Annotated in this window: 21 protein-coding genes; 4 read left to right on the top strand and 17 right to left on the bottom strand. The window is 32.1% G+C overall.

Going from position 1 to position 17,503, the window contains the following annotated elements; all coding sequences use genetic code 11:
• Positions 1-760: 760 nt before the first annotated feature.
• Genes JVU85_RS04555 through JVU85_RS04520 form a run of 8 tightly spaced genes read right to left on the bottom strand, consistent with a single transcriptional unit; the run spans position 761 to position 7,181 of the window.
• A complete protein-coding gene (locus JVU85_RS04555) occupies positions 761-1,207 on the bottom strand; it encodes a Na+/H+ antiporter subunit G (protein WP_002508980.1) in 447 nt (148 codons plus the stop codon).
• The gene (gene mnhF2 / locus JVU85_RS04550) at positions 1,182-1,484 is read right to left on the bottom strand and encodes a Na+/H+ antiporter Mnh2 subunit F (protein WP_002508981.1); all 303 of its coding nucleotides are present in this window, start codon (positions 1,482-1,484) and stop codon (positions 1,182-1,184) included. The genes JVU85_RS04555 and mnhF2 overlap by 26 nt, the downstream gene beginning before the upstream one ends.
• Positions 1,481-1,963, bottom strand: coding sequence for a Na+/H+ antiporter Mnh2 subunit E (gene mnhE2, locus JVU85_RS04545; RefSeq protein ID WP_021459184.1), 483 nt, complete (start codon positions 1,961-1,963; stop codon positions 1,481-1,483). Before mnhE2 ends, mnhF2 begins: the two co-directional genes overlap by 4 nt.
• A 3-nt stretch (positions 1,964-1,966) precedes the next feature.
• Positions 1,967-3,466, bottom strand: a complete 1,500-nt coding sequence (mnhD2, locus tag JVU85_RS04540; RefSeq protein WP_021459185.1) for a Na+/H+ antiporter Mnh2 subunit D — start codon at positions 3,464-3,466, stop codon at positions 1,967-1,969.
• Entirely contained in the window at positions 3,459-3,806 is a 348-nt protein-coding gene (gene mnhC2, locus JVU85_RS04535) for a Na+/H+ antiporter Mnh2 subunit C (RefSeq protein WP_002508984.1), read from the bottom strand. The genes mnhD2 and mnhC2 overlap by 8 nt, the downstream gene beginning before the upstream one ends.
• Entirely contained in the window at positions 3,803-4,228 is a 426-nt protein-coding gene (gene mnhB2 / locus JVU85_RS04530) for a Na+/H+ antiporter Mnh2 subunit B (protein ID WP_002508985.1), read from the bottom strand. The genes mnhC2 and mnhB2 overlap by 4 nt, the downstream gene beginning before the upstream one ends.
• Positions 4,215-6,611, bottom strand: coding sequence for a DUF4040 family protein (locus JVU85_RS04525; RefSeq protein WP_021459186.1), 2,397 nt, complete (start codon positions 6,609-6,611; stop codon positions 4,215-4,217). Before JVU85_RS04525 ends, mnhB2 begins: the two co-directional genes overlap by 14 nt.
• Positions 6,612-6,629: 18 nt before the next feature.
• Positions 6,630-7,181, bottom strand: a complete 552-nt coding sequence (locus JVU85_RS04520) for a tyrosine-type recombinase/integrase (protein ID WP_021459187.1) — start codon at positions 7,179-7,181, stop codon at positions 6,630-6,632.
• A gap of 148 nt (positions 7,182-7,329) precedes the next feature.
• Here JVU85_RS04520 and sroA point away from each other — a divergent pair, with 148 nt between their 5' ends.
• Together sroA and JVU85_RS04510 are read left to right on the top strand one after the other, a co-directional pair.
• The gene (gene sroA, locus JVU85_RS04515) at positions 7,330-7,536 is read left to right on the top strand and encodes a sigS mRNA-stabilizing protein SroA (RefSeq protein ID WP_021459188.1); all 207 of its coding nucleotides are present in this window, start codon (positions 7,330-7,332) and stop codon (positions 7,534-7,536) included.
• A 12-nt stretch (positions 7,537-7,548) separates the two neighbouring features.
• Entirely contained in the window at positions 7,549-7,782 is a 234-nt protein-coding gene (locus tag JVU85_RS04510; protein WP_002508988.1) for a DUF2922 domain-containing protein, read from the top strand.
• Between the two features lie 153 nt (positions 7,783-7,935).
• On the opposite strand, the gene JVU85_RS04505 is transcribed toward JVU85_RS04510, so the two are convergent.
• On the bottom strand, positions 7,936-8,169 hold the full coding sequence (locus JVU85_RS04505; RefSeq protein WP_002508989.1) for a hypothetical protein: 234 nt from the start codon (positions 8,167-8,169) through the stop codon (positions 7,936-7,938).
• A gap of 178 nt (positions 8,170-8,347) precedes the next feature.
• Between JVU85_RS04505 and JVU85_RS04500 the strand changes: the two genes are divergently transcribed.
• Together JVU85_RS04500 and sarA are read left to right on the top strand one after the other, a co-directional pair.
• Positions 8,348-9,277 carry a DMT family transporter gene (locus JVU85_RS04500; protein ID WP_031266615.1) on the top strand — a complete coding sequence of 310 codons (930 nt, stop codon included), beginning with the start codon at positions 8,348-8,350 and terminating at the stop codon, positions 9,275-9,277.
• An 859-nt stretch (positions 9,278-10,136) separates the two neighbouring features.
• Positions 10,137-10,511 (top strand): global transcriptional regulator SarA, encoded by a 375-nt coding sequence (gene sarA, locus JVU85_RS04495; RefSeq protein ID WP_002510805.1) that lies wholly within the window; start codon positions 10,137-10,139, stop codon positions 10,509-10,511.
• 146 nt (positions 10,512-10,657) lie between these two features.
• On the opposite strand, the gene JVU85_RS04490 is transcribed toward sarA, so the two are convergent.
• The 8 genes from JVU85_RS04490 to JVU85_RS04455 form a co-directional block, all read right to left on the bottom strand.
• Positions 10,658-11,452 (bottom strand): alpha/beta fold hydrolase, encoded by a 795-nt coding sequence (locus JVU85_RS04490; protein ID WP_021459190.1) that lies wholly within the window; start codon positions 11,450-11,452, stop codon positions 10,658-10,660.
• Positions 11,453-11,706: 254 nt separating this feature from the next.
• Positions 11,707-12,417, bottom strand: a complete 711-nt coding sequence (locus tag JVU85_RS04485; protein WP_021459191.1) for a hypothetical protein — start codon at positions 12,415-12,417, stop codon at positions 11,707-11,709.
• 175 nt (positions 12,418-12,592) lie between these two features.
• Complete coding sequence (locus JVU85_RS04480) at positions 12,593-13,096, bottom strand: SA0570 family protein (RefSeq protein ID WP_002510803.1); 504 nt, start codon at positions 13,094-13,096, stop codon at positions 12,593-12,595.
• Between the two features lie 138 nt (positions 13,097-13,234).
• Positions 13,235-14,020 carry an alpha/beta fold hydrolase gene (locus JVU85_RS04475; protein WP_002510802.1) on the bottom strand — a complete coding sequence of 262 codons (786 nt, stop codon included), beginning with the start codon at positions 14,018-14,020 and terminating at the stop codon, positions 13,235-13,237.
• Between the two features lies 1 nt (position 14,021).
• Positions 14,022-14,720 (bottom strand): HAD family hydrolase, encoded by a 699-nt coding sequence (locus JVU85_RS04470; protein WP_002510801.1) that lies wholly within the window; start codon positions 14,718-14,720, stop codon positions 14,022-14,024.
• Positions 14,721-14,748: 28 nt separating this feature from the next.
• Positions 14,749-15,699 (bottom strand): FecCD family ABC transporter permease, encoded by a 951-nt coding sequence (locus tag JVU85_RS04465; protein WP_021459193.1) that lies wholly within the window; start codon positions 15,697-15,699, stop codon positions 14,749-14,751.
• Positions 15,700-15,829: 130 nt separating this feature from the next.
• Entirely contained in the window at positions 15,830-16,702 is an 873-nt protein-coding gene (locus JVU85_RS04460; protein ID WP_021459194.1) for an ABC transporter substrate-binding protein, read from the bottom strand.
• 64 nt (positions 16,703-16,766) lie between these two features.
• Positions 16,767-17,402 carry an endonuclease III domain-containing protein gene (locus JVU85_RS04455; RefSeq protein ID WP_021459195.1) on the bottom strand — a complete coding sequence of 212 codons (636 nt, stop codon included), beginning with the start codon at positions 17,400-17,402 and terminating at the stop codon, positions 16,767-16,769.
• Positions 17,403-17,503 lie beyond the last annotated feature (101 nt).

The following is a 17,503-nucleotide window of genomic DNA, read 5'->3' as shown; positions in this document are numbered from 1 at the left end:
TACGCTATCATCTCATTTTAAATGCTACAATGAGCAAACGTTGCCCATCGATTATTAATTCACACAATTACAAATATATATTATTTTATCATTTTTTTAGGGAATGGAACAGAAATCGAATTTTATTAATAAGATTCCTCTCCCCACAGCGACAAGGATGACTGGTATAAAAAACATGAGTTAAGGTACATTACAGTTCAGTTAGCTACTGGCAATATAAAATGAAGATGACGATTTAGTTATTCCCTTTCCTCTTGTTATAGAACGTAGACAAAAACCAAGGTGATAGTTCATCTAAAACTTTCATATATTATTGGCAGTGATTTGGGCCAACTCCTGCGGGAATAGCAAGAGCCGAAGACTACAGGCTGAGGCAGTTCCCGCGGAAAGCGAGCACAAAAAACTGCAAAAAAAGTTGGAAGCTTTGTCAATAGCCTATTGTCTTATTGGCAGTAAACATACCTTAAATATTAGTTATCCTAAAGACTTTTCTACAATATTGGCAGTGCTTTGGGCTGACTCCTGCGGGAATAGCACTCGCCGAAGACTACAGGCTGAGGCAGTGCCCGCGGAAAGCGAGCACAAAAAAACTGCCAATAAAATGTTGAGACTTTGGCAGTAATATAGAAAACATGATCCATCATTGACCCCTCAATATTCCATCACATTATTTAACCTAAATATTTAATAAAAAAGTGCATCTTATTCCGCCTACCTTGTCAGCACAGGAGGAAAAGATACACATCTTCATATAACAAAATTAATATTCGTCTTCTTCATAGGCTTTTTTACGTAATTGTTCACGCTCTTTAGCACGCTTTTTCAGCTGTTCAAAATTATTTTGATCATCATTTGAACTTAACAATATGTTCGTTTGTCTCATACCATCTTTTTTACGATACATATAAGCCCCCGTACGATATGCAGCTCGTGAAATTAAATGTCCTCCAACAGGAGAAGTTAAATTAATAAATACCAAGGCTAAAATCATACGTACACTTAAATATCCTTGCGCAGAGATGAAATAAATAATAACTCCGACTAACGTCAATAACACTGACAAAGTAGAACTTTTAGTAGCCGCATGACTACGTAAAAAGACATCCTGAAATTTGATTAAGCCAATGGCACTAATAAGTGCAATAACACTTCCTAAAAACATGATAATGGCAGCACATAAATTAACGATTTCGCTTGTTGTTTGCATTAAATACGTGCCCCCCTTCAATAAATCTAGAAATAGAGACTGTACTTACAAATGAGATAATGGCAATTAATAATATAGAATCTAAGAATGAAAACGTACCATAAATAACGCTTAAACCACCTACTATAGACATGAGTATTGCACTGGCAGCATCAAATGCAACAACTCGATCAGCAGTGGTAGGTCCCTTGATTAATCTAAACAAAGTGAGCAGTAACGCGATCCCAAAGACAATAATGGAACTTGTAATGAAAAAATTGGTTAGTGAATCAATCATTCTGCCACCTCCAATATTAGACCTTCATATTGTCTAATACTTTTTAATAACTTTTGACGTTCTTTGTCTGACACATCAATTGCATGAATAAAGAATTTTTGTTTTTCTTTTGAAATACGAATAACAGTAGAGCCAGGTGTAATAATGATAAGTATTGTTAAAAATGATACTTCCCAATCACTATCTAAAGTCGTTTCATACGTAACAAGACCTGGATTCATATCTTTTGTTTTAAACAAAATATAATTAATGTTGGTCATACTTGATGTAATCAATTGATATAAATACACAAATAAAAATTTAATAGCCACCCAAACTTTTTTCAAGTAAAACTGTTGGCCAAAAAAGCGATGTAATATATAAATAACAATTAGACCAATTAAATATCCTGCGAAGAAGGTAGAAATATTAAAAGCGTCTTCATCTTGAAATAAAACCCATAAAAACGCAATGACAACATTTAACACTACTTGTCTCATAGATTATTTCTCCTCCTTCAGCAAATGTGGATTAACTGCTTTTTCATATGCTTGGTCATCCATATTTAAATGTGTCGCATTTTCAGTCACTTTAAATAAAATAGGTGCTGCTAAACCAATAGCAATGACCACAGCGACAAGCATCCCTATTAAACTTTTACGATAGAATGGAATACGTTTAAACAATACTTGTTCACCTTTTTCACTACTTCCTAAATACATTGTAAAGTATATTCTGAATAAGCTAAACATCGCTATTAAACTTGTAATGATCATTAACGTTAAACCGATATAATTACCATTTTCTACAGCGCCTTGGAAAATTAATAATTTCCCAGGAAATCCACTAAAAGGTGGCACGCCTCCGATAGCTAGAATTAATACAATAAAAGCGACACCAAAAAATGGCTCTTGTTTAGCTAAACCAGATAAATATTGGTAGTTTCTATGTCCAGTTATATATACTAAACTTCCTATAATAAAGAAGAGTAAAGTTTTCACAACAATATCATTTGTTAAGTAAAATATGGCGCCATTCACACCCGCAAAAGTATGTGTACCCAAACCTAATATGATAAATCCAATCGATAAAATAACTTGATAGGCAGCAATTTTTTTAATATCTTTATAAGCCATTACTCCAAATGCTCCAATAAGCATAGTAACACAAGCTAAAAAGACCATTAATGAATGCGTTACATCATCTTGTTCATTAAATATTAAAGTGAAGAAACGAATCAATGCATAAGCGCCAACTTTAGTCATTAATGCAGCAAATAATGCTGCTAATTCAGTATTTAATACCGCATAAGCTTTTGGCAACCACATAAAGAGGACTAATGCTGCTTTAGAACCAAATGCCACTAAAAAGACCATCGAAATTATGACTACGGCACGTTGATCTTGAACTTCACCAATACGTTGCGCAACATGTGCAAAGTTAAGTGTTCCAGTTAGCTTATACAATAACCCTATACCTAACAGTAACATCCACGATCCGACAATGTTCAGCACGACATAGATAATTGCCGCTCGTAGTTGTTCTACCGACTGTCCTAATGTAATTAATACGAATGAAGACAATAACATTACTTCAAACATGACATAGATGTTGAATAAATCAGCAGTTAAAAATGAGCCAATAACGCCTACAGTTAAGAATAAAATAAAACTGGGAAGATAGAAGCGTATCGCACGTTTTTCAGCTCTACCAAAGCCATAAGCAATTATTAATGTGACTACGAAACTTGATGTTGTAACCATTAATAAACTTAAAGAATCTCCGACAAACTGAATACCATACGGTGCTTGCCATCCACCAAAATCCAATTTGATAGGTTTCCCCTGCATTACATGTATTAGTAAGAATAACGAGACGAGTGTAGAGACCGCCATCGTACCTATCGCAAAAATTCGGGATAACAAACTATTATTACGAATGAAGACCAAGATTAAACCACAAAGTGCTGGAAGCAGTAATGGTAGTATTAATAAATTACTCATTATTTTCGTCATCTCCTCTCAGCACATCAATTTCATCTTCTTTAGTAACTCGGAAGGTTCTGTATACAAGTACAAGCAAGAATGCTGTCATCGCAAAGCCAATGACAATAGCCGTTAAGACAATCGCTTGTAACAAAGGGTCAACAAAATTTTGGTTAGCAGTTCCAATTAATGGTTCAGTCTTGTTTTTACCATAACTACCCATACTCATAATGATTAAATTACCAGCATGCGTATAAATAGAAATACCAATAACGATACGTATTAAATTGACTGATAAAATCATATACGTTCCTATAAATATTAAGAAGCCAATTACTAATAATAAAATTAAATTCATGAGCGACCACCACTAATTGACAGCATTACGGTAACAATGACTCCCACAACTGAGAGTACTATTCCCGCTTCAAACAATGTCACAGTTGTTAAATGCAATTCACCCATTAATGGTACATTGACGTATGCATCTGTTTGGTAAAGGAACGGTTTACCAAAAAACATAGGTACAATTGCTGTTACCATTGATAATAATGAGCCGACAATAATCATTATTTTAAAATCAACAGGCAGGGAGACTAATACTTGTTTCACATCGAAGGCTAGAAACATTAGTAAAAATGCTGAACTAAGAACCAGTCCTCCAATAAAGCCACCACCTGGATTATTATGTCCCGCTAAAAACAGATAAAATCCAAATGTTAAAAGAATAAAGACCACAATTTTAGTTATTGTGCGTAAGACAACATCATTCTCTTTCATCTTGTCCCCTCCGATTTTTAAAGTTTAATAATGTGTAGATACCTAAGCCGACAATAATCAATACCATACCTTCAAATAACGTATCAAATGCTCTGAAATCTCCTAATATAGAATTAACTATATTTTTACCGCCAGATAATTCATAAGCATTGTGATAGAACGTTGATATCGTTGATATTGATGTGCCATGTTGTGCGATAAAGACTAATATTACTACTGTTATGGCCATGATTAGTGATACGACTATTTTCATTAATTCACGTTTTTTATGTACTTTTGCTCTAGGTACGTTTGGTAAACGTGAAAAGCTGACAATAAAGAGTATCGTTGTTATCGTTTCTACCACTAATTGCGTTAATGCTAAATCTGGTGCTTTCATTAAAATGAAGAATATTGTAACACAATACCCTATAATTCCATTCAGAATAACCATTGTTAGACGTTGTCTGATAAACACTAAAGCAATTCCCAACACATAAACAACAATCAACGTAACAACTTCTAGCGGTCCAAATTCCCCTACTTTTACTTGATGTACTTCAGGGAAGCCAACACGAATAATGGCATACAAGACAAGTACCGCAAAGATAATAAGTGTCATAATAATGTATTGATTTAAACGGTTATTCATTAGTACACGTATACTATAACCTGAATAATGTTCAAATTGTTTATAAGAATTGTCATAAAACTCTGTAATAGATTTCACTTTGAAATTACGTGCAAATTTAGTCCAATTTATTTTCAATCCTGCGATAATCCCCACTAATATGACAACAACACTTAGTATAAGTGGTAAATTCACGCCGTGCCATTGTGCAATATGCGGAGCAAATTGATCAACTTTTTCACCAATGGTAATACTTCTTAAAGCCGGTAAGACTAAGTGGTCACCGAAAAGATTCGGAACAAAGAAAATAACAGGCAATAAGAGCGTCATTAGTAATGATGGTAATGTAAATTTCAATGGTTCATGTGGTTTAGCAACTTCTAGTTTCGCCTCACTATATTTGCCCCAAAAGACTTCCTTAATCATATAAACCACATAAATCATCGTAAATACACTTGCTAAGCCACCTAATAGATCAATAATTAAAGTTAATACTATATTAAACTGTGGCAATTCATGTGCGCTAAGTAAACCATCAAAAAACATCTCTTTACTTAAGAAACCATTTAAAAACGGAATGCCCGCCATAGATAATGCTGACAACAACATGACAAAATGAACTTTCGGAAATACTTTGCGCATTCCTGATAATTGTCGAATGTCACGTGTTCCTGTTTCATGGTCAATAATGCCCACACCCATAAATAACGCACCTTTATACAATGCGTGATTTAATAAATGGAACAATGCGGCAAAAAGTAACATTGCATATTTAGCTGATAATTCATCTGATGTATGTTGAGCATAACCACCACCTAAACCTACCATCGACATAATCATACCGAGTTGGCTGATGGTTGAATAAGCTAATATTGCTTTTAAGTCATATTGTCTAAGTGCATTTATAGCCCCATAAATCATTGTAATTAACCCAACAAAAGTCACACTATAAATATAAAAATCACTAAGTCCAAGAACAGGTGTAAATCTAAAGAGTAAAAAGATACCTGCTTTCACCATTGTTGCCGAGTGCAAGTAGGCACTGACTGGTGTAGGTGCCGCCATCGCTTTCGGTAACCATACATGGAATGGAAATTGCGCTGACTTGGTAAAAGCACCTATTAACACTAGGATAATAATTGGTATAAACAATGGATGGTTAGCTATTTTATCACTTTGATCAAGAATATCTGTAATCGTATTTGTGCCAGTAATGCTGTAAATCATAACGAAGCCTACTAATAATGCCAAACCACCTAAGACTGTAATTACAAATGATTGTATAGCACCATACTGACTATCTTCTTTATCGTACCAATAAGAAATAAGTAAAAATGATGACACACTTGTTAATTCCCAGAACACATATAATAAAATTGTATTATTAGAAGTAACAACACCTATCATACTGAACATAAAAAGTAATAAGTATATATAAAAACGCGGTAAATGATCATGTTCTTTAGACAGATACTGTGTCGCATAATAGAAGACGGCTACTCCAATGCCTGAAATTAATATGCCAAAAAGTAAACTTAAACCGTCAAGTCTAAATGCCAAGTCAATATCTATAGCTTGCAACCAAGGTATATTGACCATCGTCATTTGTCCTTCCACTACTCGTGGAATTTGCCACAAAAAGTATACTAAAGCTAGAACTGGAGCTATTAAAGCTATTTGTCCTGCAAATCTACTTAATTTGACATGTGTCATTGTTAAAGACACAAGTATCGTAATAGCTAATATAATACATAATAGGTATATCAGACTCATCGACTTCCTCCTTTACATTTATAAATTTAATGCGATTGTCGTCTTACTTGCATTCCTTGAAATACCTATGAATTTCATCGTTTCATAAGTGGTCTGATGCCCTAAATATTTTTGAATAATAGAAATAGAGATTCCAGACTGATAGGCGTGATAAGCAAACGTCTTACGCAAAGTTGTTAATCCTATATGTAACATCCCCAACTCTTCTGCAGCAGCATGGATAATGCGATACGCTTGTTGTCTAGATAAACCTTTTTGAGTTCTATTGGATTGAAATAACAAGTCACCCGTATTTAACTGTTCCATAGTGATGTATTGTCGTAATTCGCGTTGTAATTCTTCTGGAATCATAATATTAATATTTGATGCATGTGATTCTACCCAAAATGATTTAATAGCTTTATTTTTATCCATCACTTCACACACGGTTAAATTTAATAATTCAGATAATCTAATACCTGTGTGTATTGCGAATTTAAATAATAAATAATCTCTATATGACTTTCGTTGCAACACTTCATACATCAATTTTATATCTCCAATATCTCTAATTGGGTCCACCTGGTTCATCTTCACACCTCTTAACTTTAAAATGTTTCTTATTCAATAATAAATGATAAATAAGTAACATAAAAGCATTTTACACAAATTTCTTAAAATTTTTATAGCCATTTGCTTTTATCACTTCGATATTTTTAATAGAAGGAGGTGTTAAGCAATGAATGGAATTAATCAATTAACAGTAACATTTTCTCGTAGCTTTGCTGGACCTGATGGGAAAGTGAAAAATTTCTCTCGTCGTTTTGCCAATATAAATCCACAGGCAACTACAGAACAAATCAAAGCCTTTAAAGTTGCGCTTGAAAATATGCTTGGAGAACAGTTTACTACTATAGAATTAAACAAAAGCGAAATCGTTCATTAAGGAGGCACCATAATGTCAAAAACATTAGAATTAGTATTTACAGATGTACTTAATAAAACGTTAAAACTACAAATTCCTAAAGTGGAACGTAAACTAACAGAAGTACAAGTCAAAGAAAACATGGAAAAAATAGTTGATTTGGATATTTTGAGAATTTCGAAAAGCCAACCTGTGAAAGTACATGCTGCCTATTTGATAGACAAAACAATTACTACAATTTTTGAAACGTTAGACGCTAAACACTAACCATTTTCTAGTAACTTTACATTATATGACTATCTAATTAGCACTATATATACACATAGTTGCTAACTGTCTAAAAAATAAAAATCGCCCCCTCAGCTTAAGTGCTTTAGGGGCGATGTCACTGTGACATTTTAATGTATATTTGACATCTAGTTAATTATTTAACGGACGAATTCTGACTGTATCACCAAAAAATATTTTTTTCTTGCCTAATTTTTTACATAATGCATATTGTTCATACACTTCTTCAACGCGTGCTAAATTTTTGTATGATCTTTTAGGGTTCAATACTTCAATAAATTGTTGTGGTCTTAGTTGTTGATTGCTCCCAGCACCAATAAAAAAAGTTTCTTCGTCTAACAGACGAATGATAGAAAGTTGCTTCAATTTAGTTAGTCACTCACTTTTAAATTCTAAAATCATTCACTTTTACAAACATATCTGCTATAACTCATGTATCAATATCATGAATTTTACATTTATATCGTATATACTCATCATATCATATAACAAAAGAATAAACTGACATTATCAATATCAAAATTTTAGAGAAAGCGTGATTATTTTGTTTTTATTATTTATTTTAGGGTTAGTTGCTGGTATGGTAGTACCTTTTCAAACTTCCATCAACTCACGATTGAGCATGTATACCCGTTCATCATTTTATGCTTCGACGATTTCATTCGCTACGGGAATGTTATTTTTAATTCTTATCAATATTATCGTTAATCCTCATGTCTTTACAGCTGATTTCTATGCAAACCAAAGCTTAAGCTATGTTTGGTTTGTCGGTGGTATAATAGGTGTTATTTTTTTAACAGGAAACTTACTCCTCTTACCTAGATTAGGTGCATCTTTAACGGTAGTAATGACTATTGCAGGTCAAATTATTATGGGAGTACTTATTGATACTTTTGGTTGGTTTGGCGCAAATCACGAACCTTTTACTGTAGTGAAATCATTAGGCATTATCATATTATTTATAGGGATATTGTTAATGAATTATACTCGTAAAACACAAGAACGCCGTGTAACACCCGTTTCTTTTTATCTTTGGCTAATTATTGGCTTTATCTTTGGTTTTGGCCCTCCGATACAAACTACAATTAATAGTAGTTTAGGACAACAATTACATTCTCCAGTAATGGCAGCCCTTGTTTCCTTTACTATCGGCACAATTTTATTATTTATCCTCACTTTGATATTTAATAAATCATTAAAAATAACAACTTATAACCCGACACAAGGCAAACTTAAACCGCTTTATTTTATTGGTGGTATTCTTGGTGTCGTATTTGTTACGACAAACATTATATTGATGCCACATCTTGGCGCTGCTGTTACTACCATAGTAGTTATGTTAGGCCAGATGATTATGGGCATTATTATCGATCATTTTGGTTTGTTTGGAACACCTACTAATAAAGTAACATTACGAAAAATTATCGGTATTATAGCATTGATGCTTGGTATTATCTTATTACGATTTTTCTAATCAGCAGTTACAATTTATAGTTACATATAGCGACAGAGATTTAGTTACAGTTAATAATTATCATTTTTTGAACTTAAAACGTTAAAATATCTACTATATATTAATAATATTTCAATTACTCATTTAATTTACACAACATTGTAAAACATTTGTAATTAAAATAAAGTTGAATTTATTACTCATTGAGCGTAATATAACTTTGGTAGTATCAAATAATCAATTTAACAATAAATTTTAATTAACTATTGTTGGTGTTTGAATTGTTTTCATTTTTCAATGATCAACTTGTAATTATAGAAAAGTGAAACATCTTGTTTTAGAATTAATTTTTTTAAAATACAACGACTCTAAATTAGTTTATAGTCAAATTAATTTTGATAAATTTAAAAGCAAATTATGCTAAAAAATGTCTTTAATATATTTAAAACGGGTAAAATAGACTACGATGCATTTGTATTAATGTTAACCATTAATTAATGAAATATGCATTAAATACTTAGTAATATTACAAAGTATTTAAAAAATTCGCCAATCGGCCAATTTAAGTTTTAAATTATACTGTAATGGGAAAAATTAGTTTAGAGCAATAAAATATATTTAAATTTTTGCTTATAAACTAATTGAATTAATAAAATAAATCATTACGCCCACTCTTAAACAGTTTTTAGTTTACTTTCTATTTTTATTTAGTTATAATAAACTAAATAATTATGGTTTTAATATATTTTACACAAATAAATTTAGACTAAAATTATCATAATAAAGTAGGTTTAACTTTCGTTTTAGATAAAAGTTATACAAATTATAAAATTTAATTTGTATCATGATTGGGCTGGCAAAACAGGGAGGAATATAAAAGATGGCGATCACAAAAATAAATGATTGTTTCGAGTTATTGGCTATGGTGACATATGCAGACAAATTAAAAGGTATTATTAAAAAAGAATTCTCAGTGAGCTTTGAAGAATTCGCAGTACTTACTTACATCAGTGAGCATGAAAGTGAAGAGTACTATTTAAAAGATATAATTAATCATTTAAATTACAAACAACCGCAAGTGGTAAAAGCAGTTAAAAATTTATCACAAGAAGATTACTTCGATAAAAAACGTAATGAACACGATGAAAGAACTGTATTAATTTTAGTTAACAAAAAACAACGTGATAAAATTAATGAGTTATTAGAACGTGTTAATAAACGTATTAAAGAAGCTAATGACAATAAAGAAGTCTAAATCATTTTAATTTTATATTCATAAAAAGAATCTGCAACACCAAAGGTGCTGCAGATTCTTTTTAATGTATTTAATAATACAGTTTAAACGTTGACTTGTGCTTATTCATTTCCATGTGTAATTTACTCCCCTTAATATCTACATACTCACACTTTCACTGATTCCACAAACAAATTGAAGGCTGTTAAAAAATGTAATGGTTCCTCAATATGTGGAGCATGTCCAGATTCAGCGAATAATTTTACAGTGATATTAAGATTATTAGATGCGAAATTTTCCGTATAGTCATGATTAATGAGCGGATCATTTTTCCCGTTAATAATCAAGGTGGGTACTGTTGTCTCTCCCATAATTTCTTCATTATCTAAAGTTGGAAAAGTCATCATTGCTCGTGTAGCAGTTGCGCTGCATTCAGGTTTTTGTCGTGCATAAATTCTTTGCTTCTGTACCCACTTTTTGGCGCTCTCACGGGCAGTGTACATATACGGGAATAAAATAATCAAAGCTTCTTCCTTATCAAAACCAATTATTTCTTCTTCGTGTTCAAACATTAACTTATTGAGACCATGAATACCATTTGTATAGTCAAATGAAATTAACGTTAACGTGCGGACACAATTTTGATAGCGATCTGCAAAACCTTTAGCAATAATCGCGCCCATGTCATGACCAATCACATGGGCATCAAATAAATTTAATCGTTCCATTAAGATTTTTAAATCTTCAATATGATCATCTAATGTAAAAGTTGTTGGTTTTGATGAGTATCCATGACCAACTACATCATATGTGATTACTTTATAATTGTGTTTCAATTCATTTTTTAGATTACAAAATGCTGCCATATTCCCATCTAAGGCATGGATTAAAATTACAGGAATTCCTTGACCCTCAATTGTGTAAGCTATCTCGTTGTCATCATTAACAAATATTTTATTCATTTGGGTCACCTCCCCTTACAAGTAACATATACCCACTATGTAAAATGTTATTCCATTATGGACCCTATTAATTTCATAAAAATATCATATTGAGAACAAATTGTTTTCTTGATTTTTTTATATAATAAGAAAAGTGAAGCAACAATCATCTCCATCTGATTGCTACTTCACTTTGAAATCGAGCTATAAATTAATTGTAAGTTCCACGATAAACGTGATGTTTTGTTGCTGTTTTCAACGTACATTTTATAATGTTAATTTCTGGAAGAAATACGAATAGTGTAATAAATAATTACAATTAGTAATAAAATCCAAATAATGATAGATACAATTTGCGCAATACCAGGGTTCGTAATCATAGCATCTACTGTTTTTTGACATAACAGCAAACCTATACCTGTAAACTCTAAACGTTTGAAATAAATTCCGGTAATACTAAAAATGATACCTACAAAGAAAATAAATTGATGTGCATAAATTGATACCGCAACGATACTAAAATTAACATTAAATGCATGGATAACAACTAATACTAATGATACTGCTGCAATGGCGAGACCGATATACATTTCTAATTTATTACTATACAAATAGTTTTTATGACTTATCCTAATATAAATCACAATTGAAATAGGTAAAATAACCAAACAATAAAAAATAGATAGTCCTGAAGCTGCTTGGAACGGTACATATTGTTTATCATATAAATAAGAAATTACGATAAAATTTAAAATGAAAAATACAATAGGATTTAACTGTAAAGTAAATAAATTACGTTGAATCGTCAATATAATTTCAGCTGGTGATTTTCCTCTATACTCAATATAATCTTGATTTTGTTCTTCAGATTTTCTAAAATCTTTTTTTAACTTTTCTTTTATGTCATCGATTAAATTAGGAGAAAGTCCTTTATGAGTAAAATAATCATTGATATTTTCTACTAATACTTTGTCATTGACTCTCATTATAGTCTCCTTTTCTCTTCTACTATTACAATGCTTATTAAACATACCTTTATGCCAATTATCATATTAACTCAGCTATATGGTGTCCAGTGACGTATTAATAACATTGTATCAATAAAACAACCGACAAGTATAGACTTGTCGGTTTATTTTTCACTAAGTATGACATTGACGATTAGCTTAAGTCAATACGATATAATTTAATATCTTTATCATCTGGTGATGTAGTAGTAAATTGATATGATAAATTGTCGTCTTGGATATAACCTATGTTACCTGTAACATCATTGTAATGTTCACGAGCAGAAGCCTTATTACTTACTTCTTTTTTCACTTCATTAAAAGATGGTCCATTGGGTTCATTATAAACCATTGACGCACGTAAAATTTTACCTTTACCTTTTTTACCATCTGCAGTGACAATTAATACACCATTATCTTTTTTAAATTCATAATAATGTTCATCACCATCAGGACTGTATGAATATAGTGGTTTTTTATTATTTTCTAATACAGTTTCGATAGATGCTCCTAATTCTGCACCTTCGAGTTCCTGATCACCTTGCTCTAATTGTTCAACACTTTGAATAGAGTTACCTGAAGCTGCCTCAACATTTGTAGCACTAAAACCTGATAATGTAAGACCTGAAACTAATAAAGCAGCAAATAACTTTTTCATCAGCACTCTCTCCTTTTTCAACCTATTTTGTGCTTAACCACATTATAATATACATGTTACGAAAATAACAGAGATATTACAAAATGATTTCAATTATTACTAATAAAAGATATATATAAGTGTAATACTATAATATCTCTACACAAAACGATTGATAAAAGGTTTGACTGTTTTTAAAAATGCTTCTTTTTCTTCAATAAAAGGATATAAACCTGAGTGTTGGAAAACTTCAAATTCACTGTTCGTAATATAATCTGCTACTTCTTTAGCTTCAACTACTGTAGTCCGTTCACCATGTTGTCCAACTATAATTTGGACAGGTACTTGAACTTGAGCTAAAAAGTTTCTAATATTATTAAAATTAAAAGAAGCCTCAACTGACTGACGTTCCGCTGTTGTAGTAAAAGCCAGTGTATTTTCCATTTGTTTTAACACCTTTTGTGCTTTTTTCTTATCGTAATATAATTGATTCGCTAAAAATTTGTGCTGTTTTTCTTCATCCCAATTACGAATTGTTTCAGCATATTTTTGATACAAACGCTCACTTGGCGATTTATCTTCTAACATCGTAGGATTCACCATAGTTACAGACGTCACTAATTCAGGATATTTTGATGCTAATTCAGCACTCACAGAGGCACCCATTTCATGTCCAATAAGTGCACAACTTTTGATGTATAACGCATCTAATAATTGTTTGATGTCGCTACCATAGTCCGAAAAGCTAATATGTTTAGGTTTATCAGAGTACCCATGACCTCGCAAATCTATAAGTACAATTTGATAGTCCCTACTCAGTTGTTTTTCCAGTTCTTTAAAAACTGTAAAATTTTCTAATGCCGTGTGAATCATCACAATAGCATGCCCTTCTCCACTCGTATCGTAATTAAGTGCAACGCCGTCTTGTGTAGTAAATAAATTCATATCAGTTTTGTCCTTTCTGCTTCATCGGTAAAATTGTTAACAATTCTTCTAATGTTGTAATCGTAAAGTCTACTTCTTCTGGTAATGGTTCAATCTCTGCATCTTCATCTTTAAACCAAACACTTATCATTCCCATTGCTCTTGCAGGTGCGACGTCGTTCAATGGATCGTCTCCTACATACATAGTCTCTTCTGGTTTAGTATCTAACTTTTCTAAAATATCTTCAAAAATTTTGGGATGTGGTTTACGCACGCCAACAGTTTGTGACGTCGACATATAATTGATGACGTGTTCTATTCCAAGGGCGTGTAGGCGGTATTGCTTGATCTTTGATTTACCGTTAGCAATGACACCAGTAATATAATTATACTGGTTAAGTCGTTCTAACGTGTATAAAGTATCGTAATACGGAAATACATAGCGATAAAAATGCATTTCAAAATCATGAAATAAATCTTTCCACGTCAGTCTATCTACATGAAAATCTTTAATAATCGCTTTGTATAACTCCGGTTTATCATGATCTTCGTCATCATCTAATGCTATAAATTTATTTTTGAAATCTATTGCCTGTATATTGACTAAATAATCATGAAATCGCTCATATTGTTCTTCTATAAATTTTTCTCGTGATTTTTTTCTATCTAATAAAGTACCTTCTAAATCAAATACAACTGCTTTAATATTTGATAAATCCATACGCTACCTTCTTCTCTATTTTTTATACTTAATTTAATGTTTTAGGTTGAGTTATCATTAAATAAAATAACACAAGAATGCCGATAATGGCTATAATGATACTCGCTGGGATTTGATATGTTTGTAAAATTATCCCTCCAACACCATCTGCGATTAACATAGTAGTACCACCAATTAACATGTTTAAAGTCAGTTGTTTACTTAATGTATACTTAAAATAATAACGACGAATAAGTTGTGGTATGACCATACCAATAAAACCAATAATTCCTACAAAGGCAATAATAATCGCTGTCATAATTGATGCTAATAACAGCACACCATACGTTAATTGCTGAGCGTTCAATCCTAGCCCTTGCGCATGTAAGTCGCCAAGTCGCAATAATTTAATTTTAGGCATCATACTATATAACACCACAATACAACAAATTAAGATTATAGCAATATATATTACCTCTCTATATTCTGCTGCTGAAAAGCCCCCAAACATATAATTAACAATATTATTCATTTTATCTTGATTAAATAAAATCATCATATATAATAAAGCATTAAATAACGCGCCAATCATAATACCTGATAAAATAAGTGATTTCATAGGGTAGCCTTTAGACATCATTGTAGTTATCACAATGACTAAAAGTAATGTGATCAAACTAAATAATATAGAAAACAGAGGGAGCATAATAAAACCTGCACCGAGTACAACTGCTAATCCTGAACCAAAAGTAGCACCACTGGCCAAGCCTAACGTATAACTGTCAGCTAATGGATTATTTAATATAGTTTGAAACATTTGTCCTGCAACTGTTAACCCAATACCGGCAAAAAGCGCCTCTAAAACTCTAGGCAAGCGCACTTCAACAAAAATTGCATGTTGCATCGCAGGCGTCAAGCCCCACATGCCCCAACTTAGATTGACTAACACGGCACATAATAGAGTGCCGAGCCATACATATATCGCTCCATTACGCATCATTTTCTTGCCACGCTTTCGCCTCAAATTTGTTCTTTATTTTACCATATCATCATCACACAAAACTAACTACAATAAATTCACTTCTATGCAAAAAATCCTTATCGTCAAAATTAGCGATAAGGATTTTTATTTAGTTATATATCGCATCTCTTAGTGCCTTCAAACCTTCATCAATACGAGGTCCTGGTCTTGATATTTCATCACCATTCACTGTCGTTACTTGATCATATTGAACGGCCTGAATGTGGTTAAAGCCACCGCGTTGCTTAACACTTTCTTGGTATTTTTCCTTGCTAATGCCCATCGTACCTATCATGACATCAGGATTTTGTTTAATGACTTCTTCTTTACTTACCTTTTGCCATCCCTCTTTCGAAGCAAAGCTATTTTTGGCATGCAACTGTGTCAGCATATCATTAAAAAATGTATTTTTGCCGGCTGTAAAAATTTCTGGTTCAGAAGATACTTCCATAAAAACATTAGGTTGTTGTTTAGTGTCTGGCACTGATTCGACAACTTTTTTTATATTTCCTTTGGTTTCGTCTATTAATTTCTTAGCCGCTTGCTCTTTGTTTGTTAACTTGCCAATATTTTCAAAAGTATCGTACATCTCAGATATTGATTGGGCATCTTTTACATAAACAACTTTTATATCATTTTGTTTTAAGCTGCTAAGTACTTTACCATTCATGCCTTTTTGACTTTCGTGCGCTAAAATTAAATCTGGTTTAGCTTTCATTAATGCTTCTTTATTTAACTTCATAGCATCAAACTGTTGCTTGTTTTTTACGTCTTTAGGGTAATCATCTACTGTAGACACCCCTATAATTTGTTTACCTAAACCTAACTCATATAAAATTTCAGTATTACTTGGCATAAGTGAAATGATACGATCATAAGACTGCTTATCATTATTTTTACTATTTTGTTGTTCATTTTGACCACATCCAGCTAATACTATGATAGCTACAAATAGTACCACAAATAATTGGTATTTTTTCATGACTTAGTTCTCCTAATTTATTTCAACTTTAATTCAATCTGCAATTGTTATATTGAATTGTCATTTAACGTATAAAATATTCATCTAAAAATGTATATCTATGTGGTTGCTTACTATTAAAATAAACCTTTCCAAAATTATCTAAAAGTGCATGAAATTCGTTCGCATCTTGTACTTCAAAATCTGACGGCAATACAATATGCTGTTTAAACTTACGATAATTTGTCGTATTGGGATAGCCTAATTTGTAATAAATACGTCGAGTATAGCTATCAGGAATAAATTGCACCTCTCCAAAGACATAAACTAATAACACATCTGCCGTTTCTTCACCAATCCCTTTATGTCGAAGTAACACCGCTCTTAAATCTTGTTGATAATGTGATTTGATTGCTTGATAATCAAAGTTAAAAATCTCAAACCATGACAAGACTGTTTGCAGAGTTCGTGCCTTATTTTTATAAAAGCCACTCGGTCTGATTAATGTTTGTAATTGCTCATCTGTGAGTCGAAGCAAGGTTTTAGGTTGTAAGTCGGTAGCATCTTTCAATTGTTCAATCGCACGCGCGGCATTATTCCAATTGGTATTTTGGACCAAAATAGCACCTATGATTATTTCAATTGAGCTCTGTGCTGGCCACCAGCCCTGTGGACCCATATGTGCATATAACGTTTGATACAATGTTTTTGTGTCTAACATGTCTCCACCTACTAGTTATCAGACTGAATAAGAGTCAGTGCTTGATTAACATTATAGTACTCGCTCGCACCACTTTGTTTATGCACTGACTCTTTCAAAAA

It is taken from the genome of Staphylococcus sp. GDY8P72P (genome assembly GCF_016890655.1).
Taxonomy (GTDB): domain Bacteria; phylum Bacillota; class Bacilli; order Staphylococcales; family Staphylococcaceae; genus Staphylococcus; species Staphylococcus arlettae.
Note: the sequence above shows the minus strand (reverse complement) of the source record. Positions and strands in the feature narration are given on the sequence as shown.

Coding starts and splice junctions, on each gene's coding strand:
- mnhF2 (WP_002508981.1), bottom strand. CDS start 1,484: ATGATTGATTCACTAACCAATTTTTTCATTACAAGTTCCATTATTGTC.
- JVU85_RS04460 (WP_021459194.1), bottom strand. CDS start 16,702: ATGAAAAAATACCAATTATTTGTGGTACTATTTGTAGCTATCATAGTA.
- JVU85_RS04520 (WP_021459187.1), bottom strand. CDS start 7,181: ATGAACCAGGTGGACCCAATTAGAGATATTGGAGATATAAAATTGATG.
- JVU85_RS04475 (WP_002510802.1), bottom strand. CDS start 14,020: ATGAATTTATTTACTACACAAGACGGCGTTGCACTTAATTACGATACG.
- mnhD2 (WP_021459185.1), bottom strand. CDS start 3,466: ATGAGTAATTTATTAATACTACCATTACTGCTTCCAGCACTTTGTGGT.
- sroA (WP_021459188.1), top strand. CDS start 7,330: ATGAATGGAATTAATCAATTAACAGTAACATTTTCTCGTAGCTTTGCT.
- JVU85_RS04490 (WP_021459190.1), bottom strand. CDS start 11,452: ATGAATAAAATATTTGTTAATGATGACAACGAGATAGCTTACACAATT.
- JVU85_RS04470 (WP_002510801.1), bottom strand. CDS start 14,720: ATGGATTTATCAAATATTAAAGCAGTTGTATTTGATTTAGAAGGTACT.
- sarA (WP_002510805.1), top strand. CDS start 10,137: ATGGCGATCACAAAAATAAATGATTGTTTCGAGTTATTGGCTATGGTG.
- JVU85_RS04485 (WP_021459191.1), bottom strand. CDS start 12,417: ATGAGAGTCAATGACAAAGTATTAGTAGAAAATATCAATGATTATTTT.
- JVU85_RS04455 (WP_021459195.1), bottom strand. CDS start 17,402: ATGTTAGACACAAAAACATTGTATCAAACGTTATATGCACATATGGGT.
- mnhE2 (WP_021459184.1), bottom strand. CDS start 1,963: ATGAGACAAGTAGTGTTAAATGTTGTCATTGCGTTTTTATGGGTTTTA.
- JVU85_RS04480 (WP_002510803.1), bottom strand. CDS start 13,096: ATGAAAAAGTTATTTGCTGCTTTATTAGTTTCAGGTCTTACATTATCA.
- JVU85_RS04510 (WP_002508988.1), top strand. CDS start 7,549: ATGTCAAAAACATTAGAATTAGTATTTACAGATGTACTTAATAAAACG.
- JVU85_RS04555 (WP_002508980.1), bottom strand. CDS start 1,207: ATGCAAACAACAAGCGAAATCGTTAATTTATGTGCTGCCATTATCATG.
- JVU85_RS04465 (WP_021459193.1), bottom strand. CDS start 15,699: ATGATGCGTAATGGAGCGATATATGTATGGCTCGGCACTCTATTATGT.
- mnhC2 (WP_002508984.1), bottom strand. CDS start 3,806: ATGAATTTAATTTTATTATTAGTAATTGGCTTCTTAATATTTATAGGA.
- JVU85_RS04525 (WP_021459186.1), bottom strand. CDS start 6,611: ATGAGTCTGATATACCTATTATGTATTATATTAGCTATTACGATACTT.
- mnhB2 (WP_002508985.1), bottom strand. CDS start 4,228: ATGAAAGAGAATGATGTTGTCTTACGCACAATAACTAAAATTGTGGTC.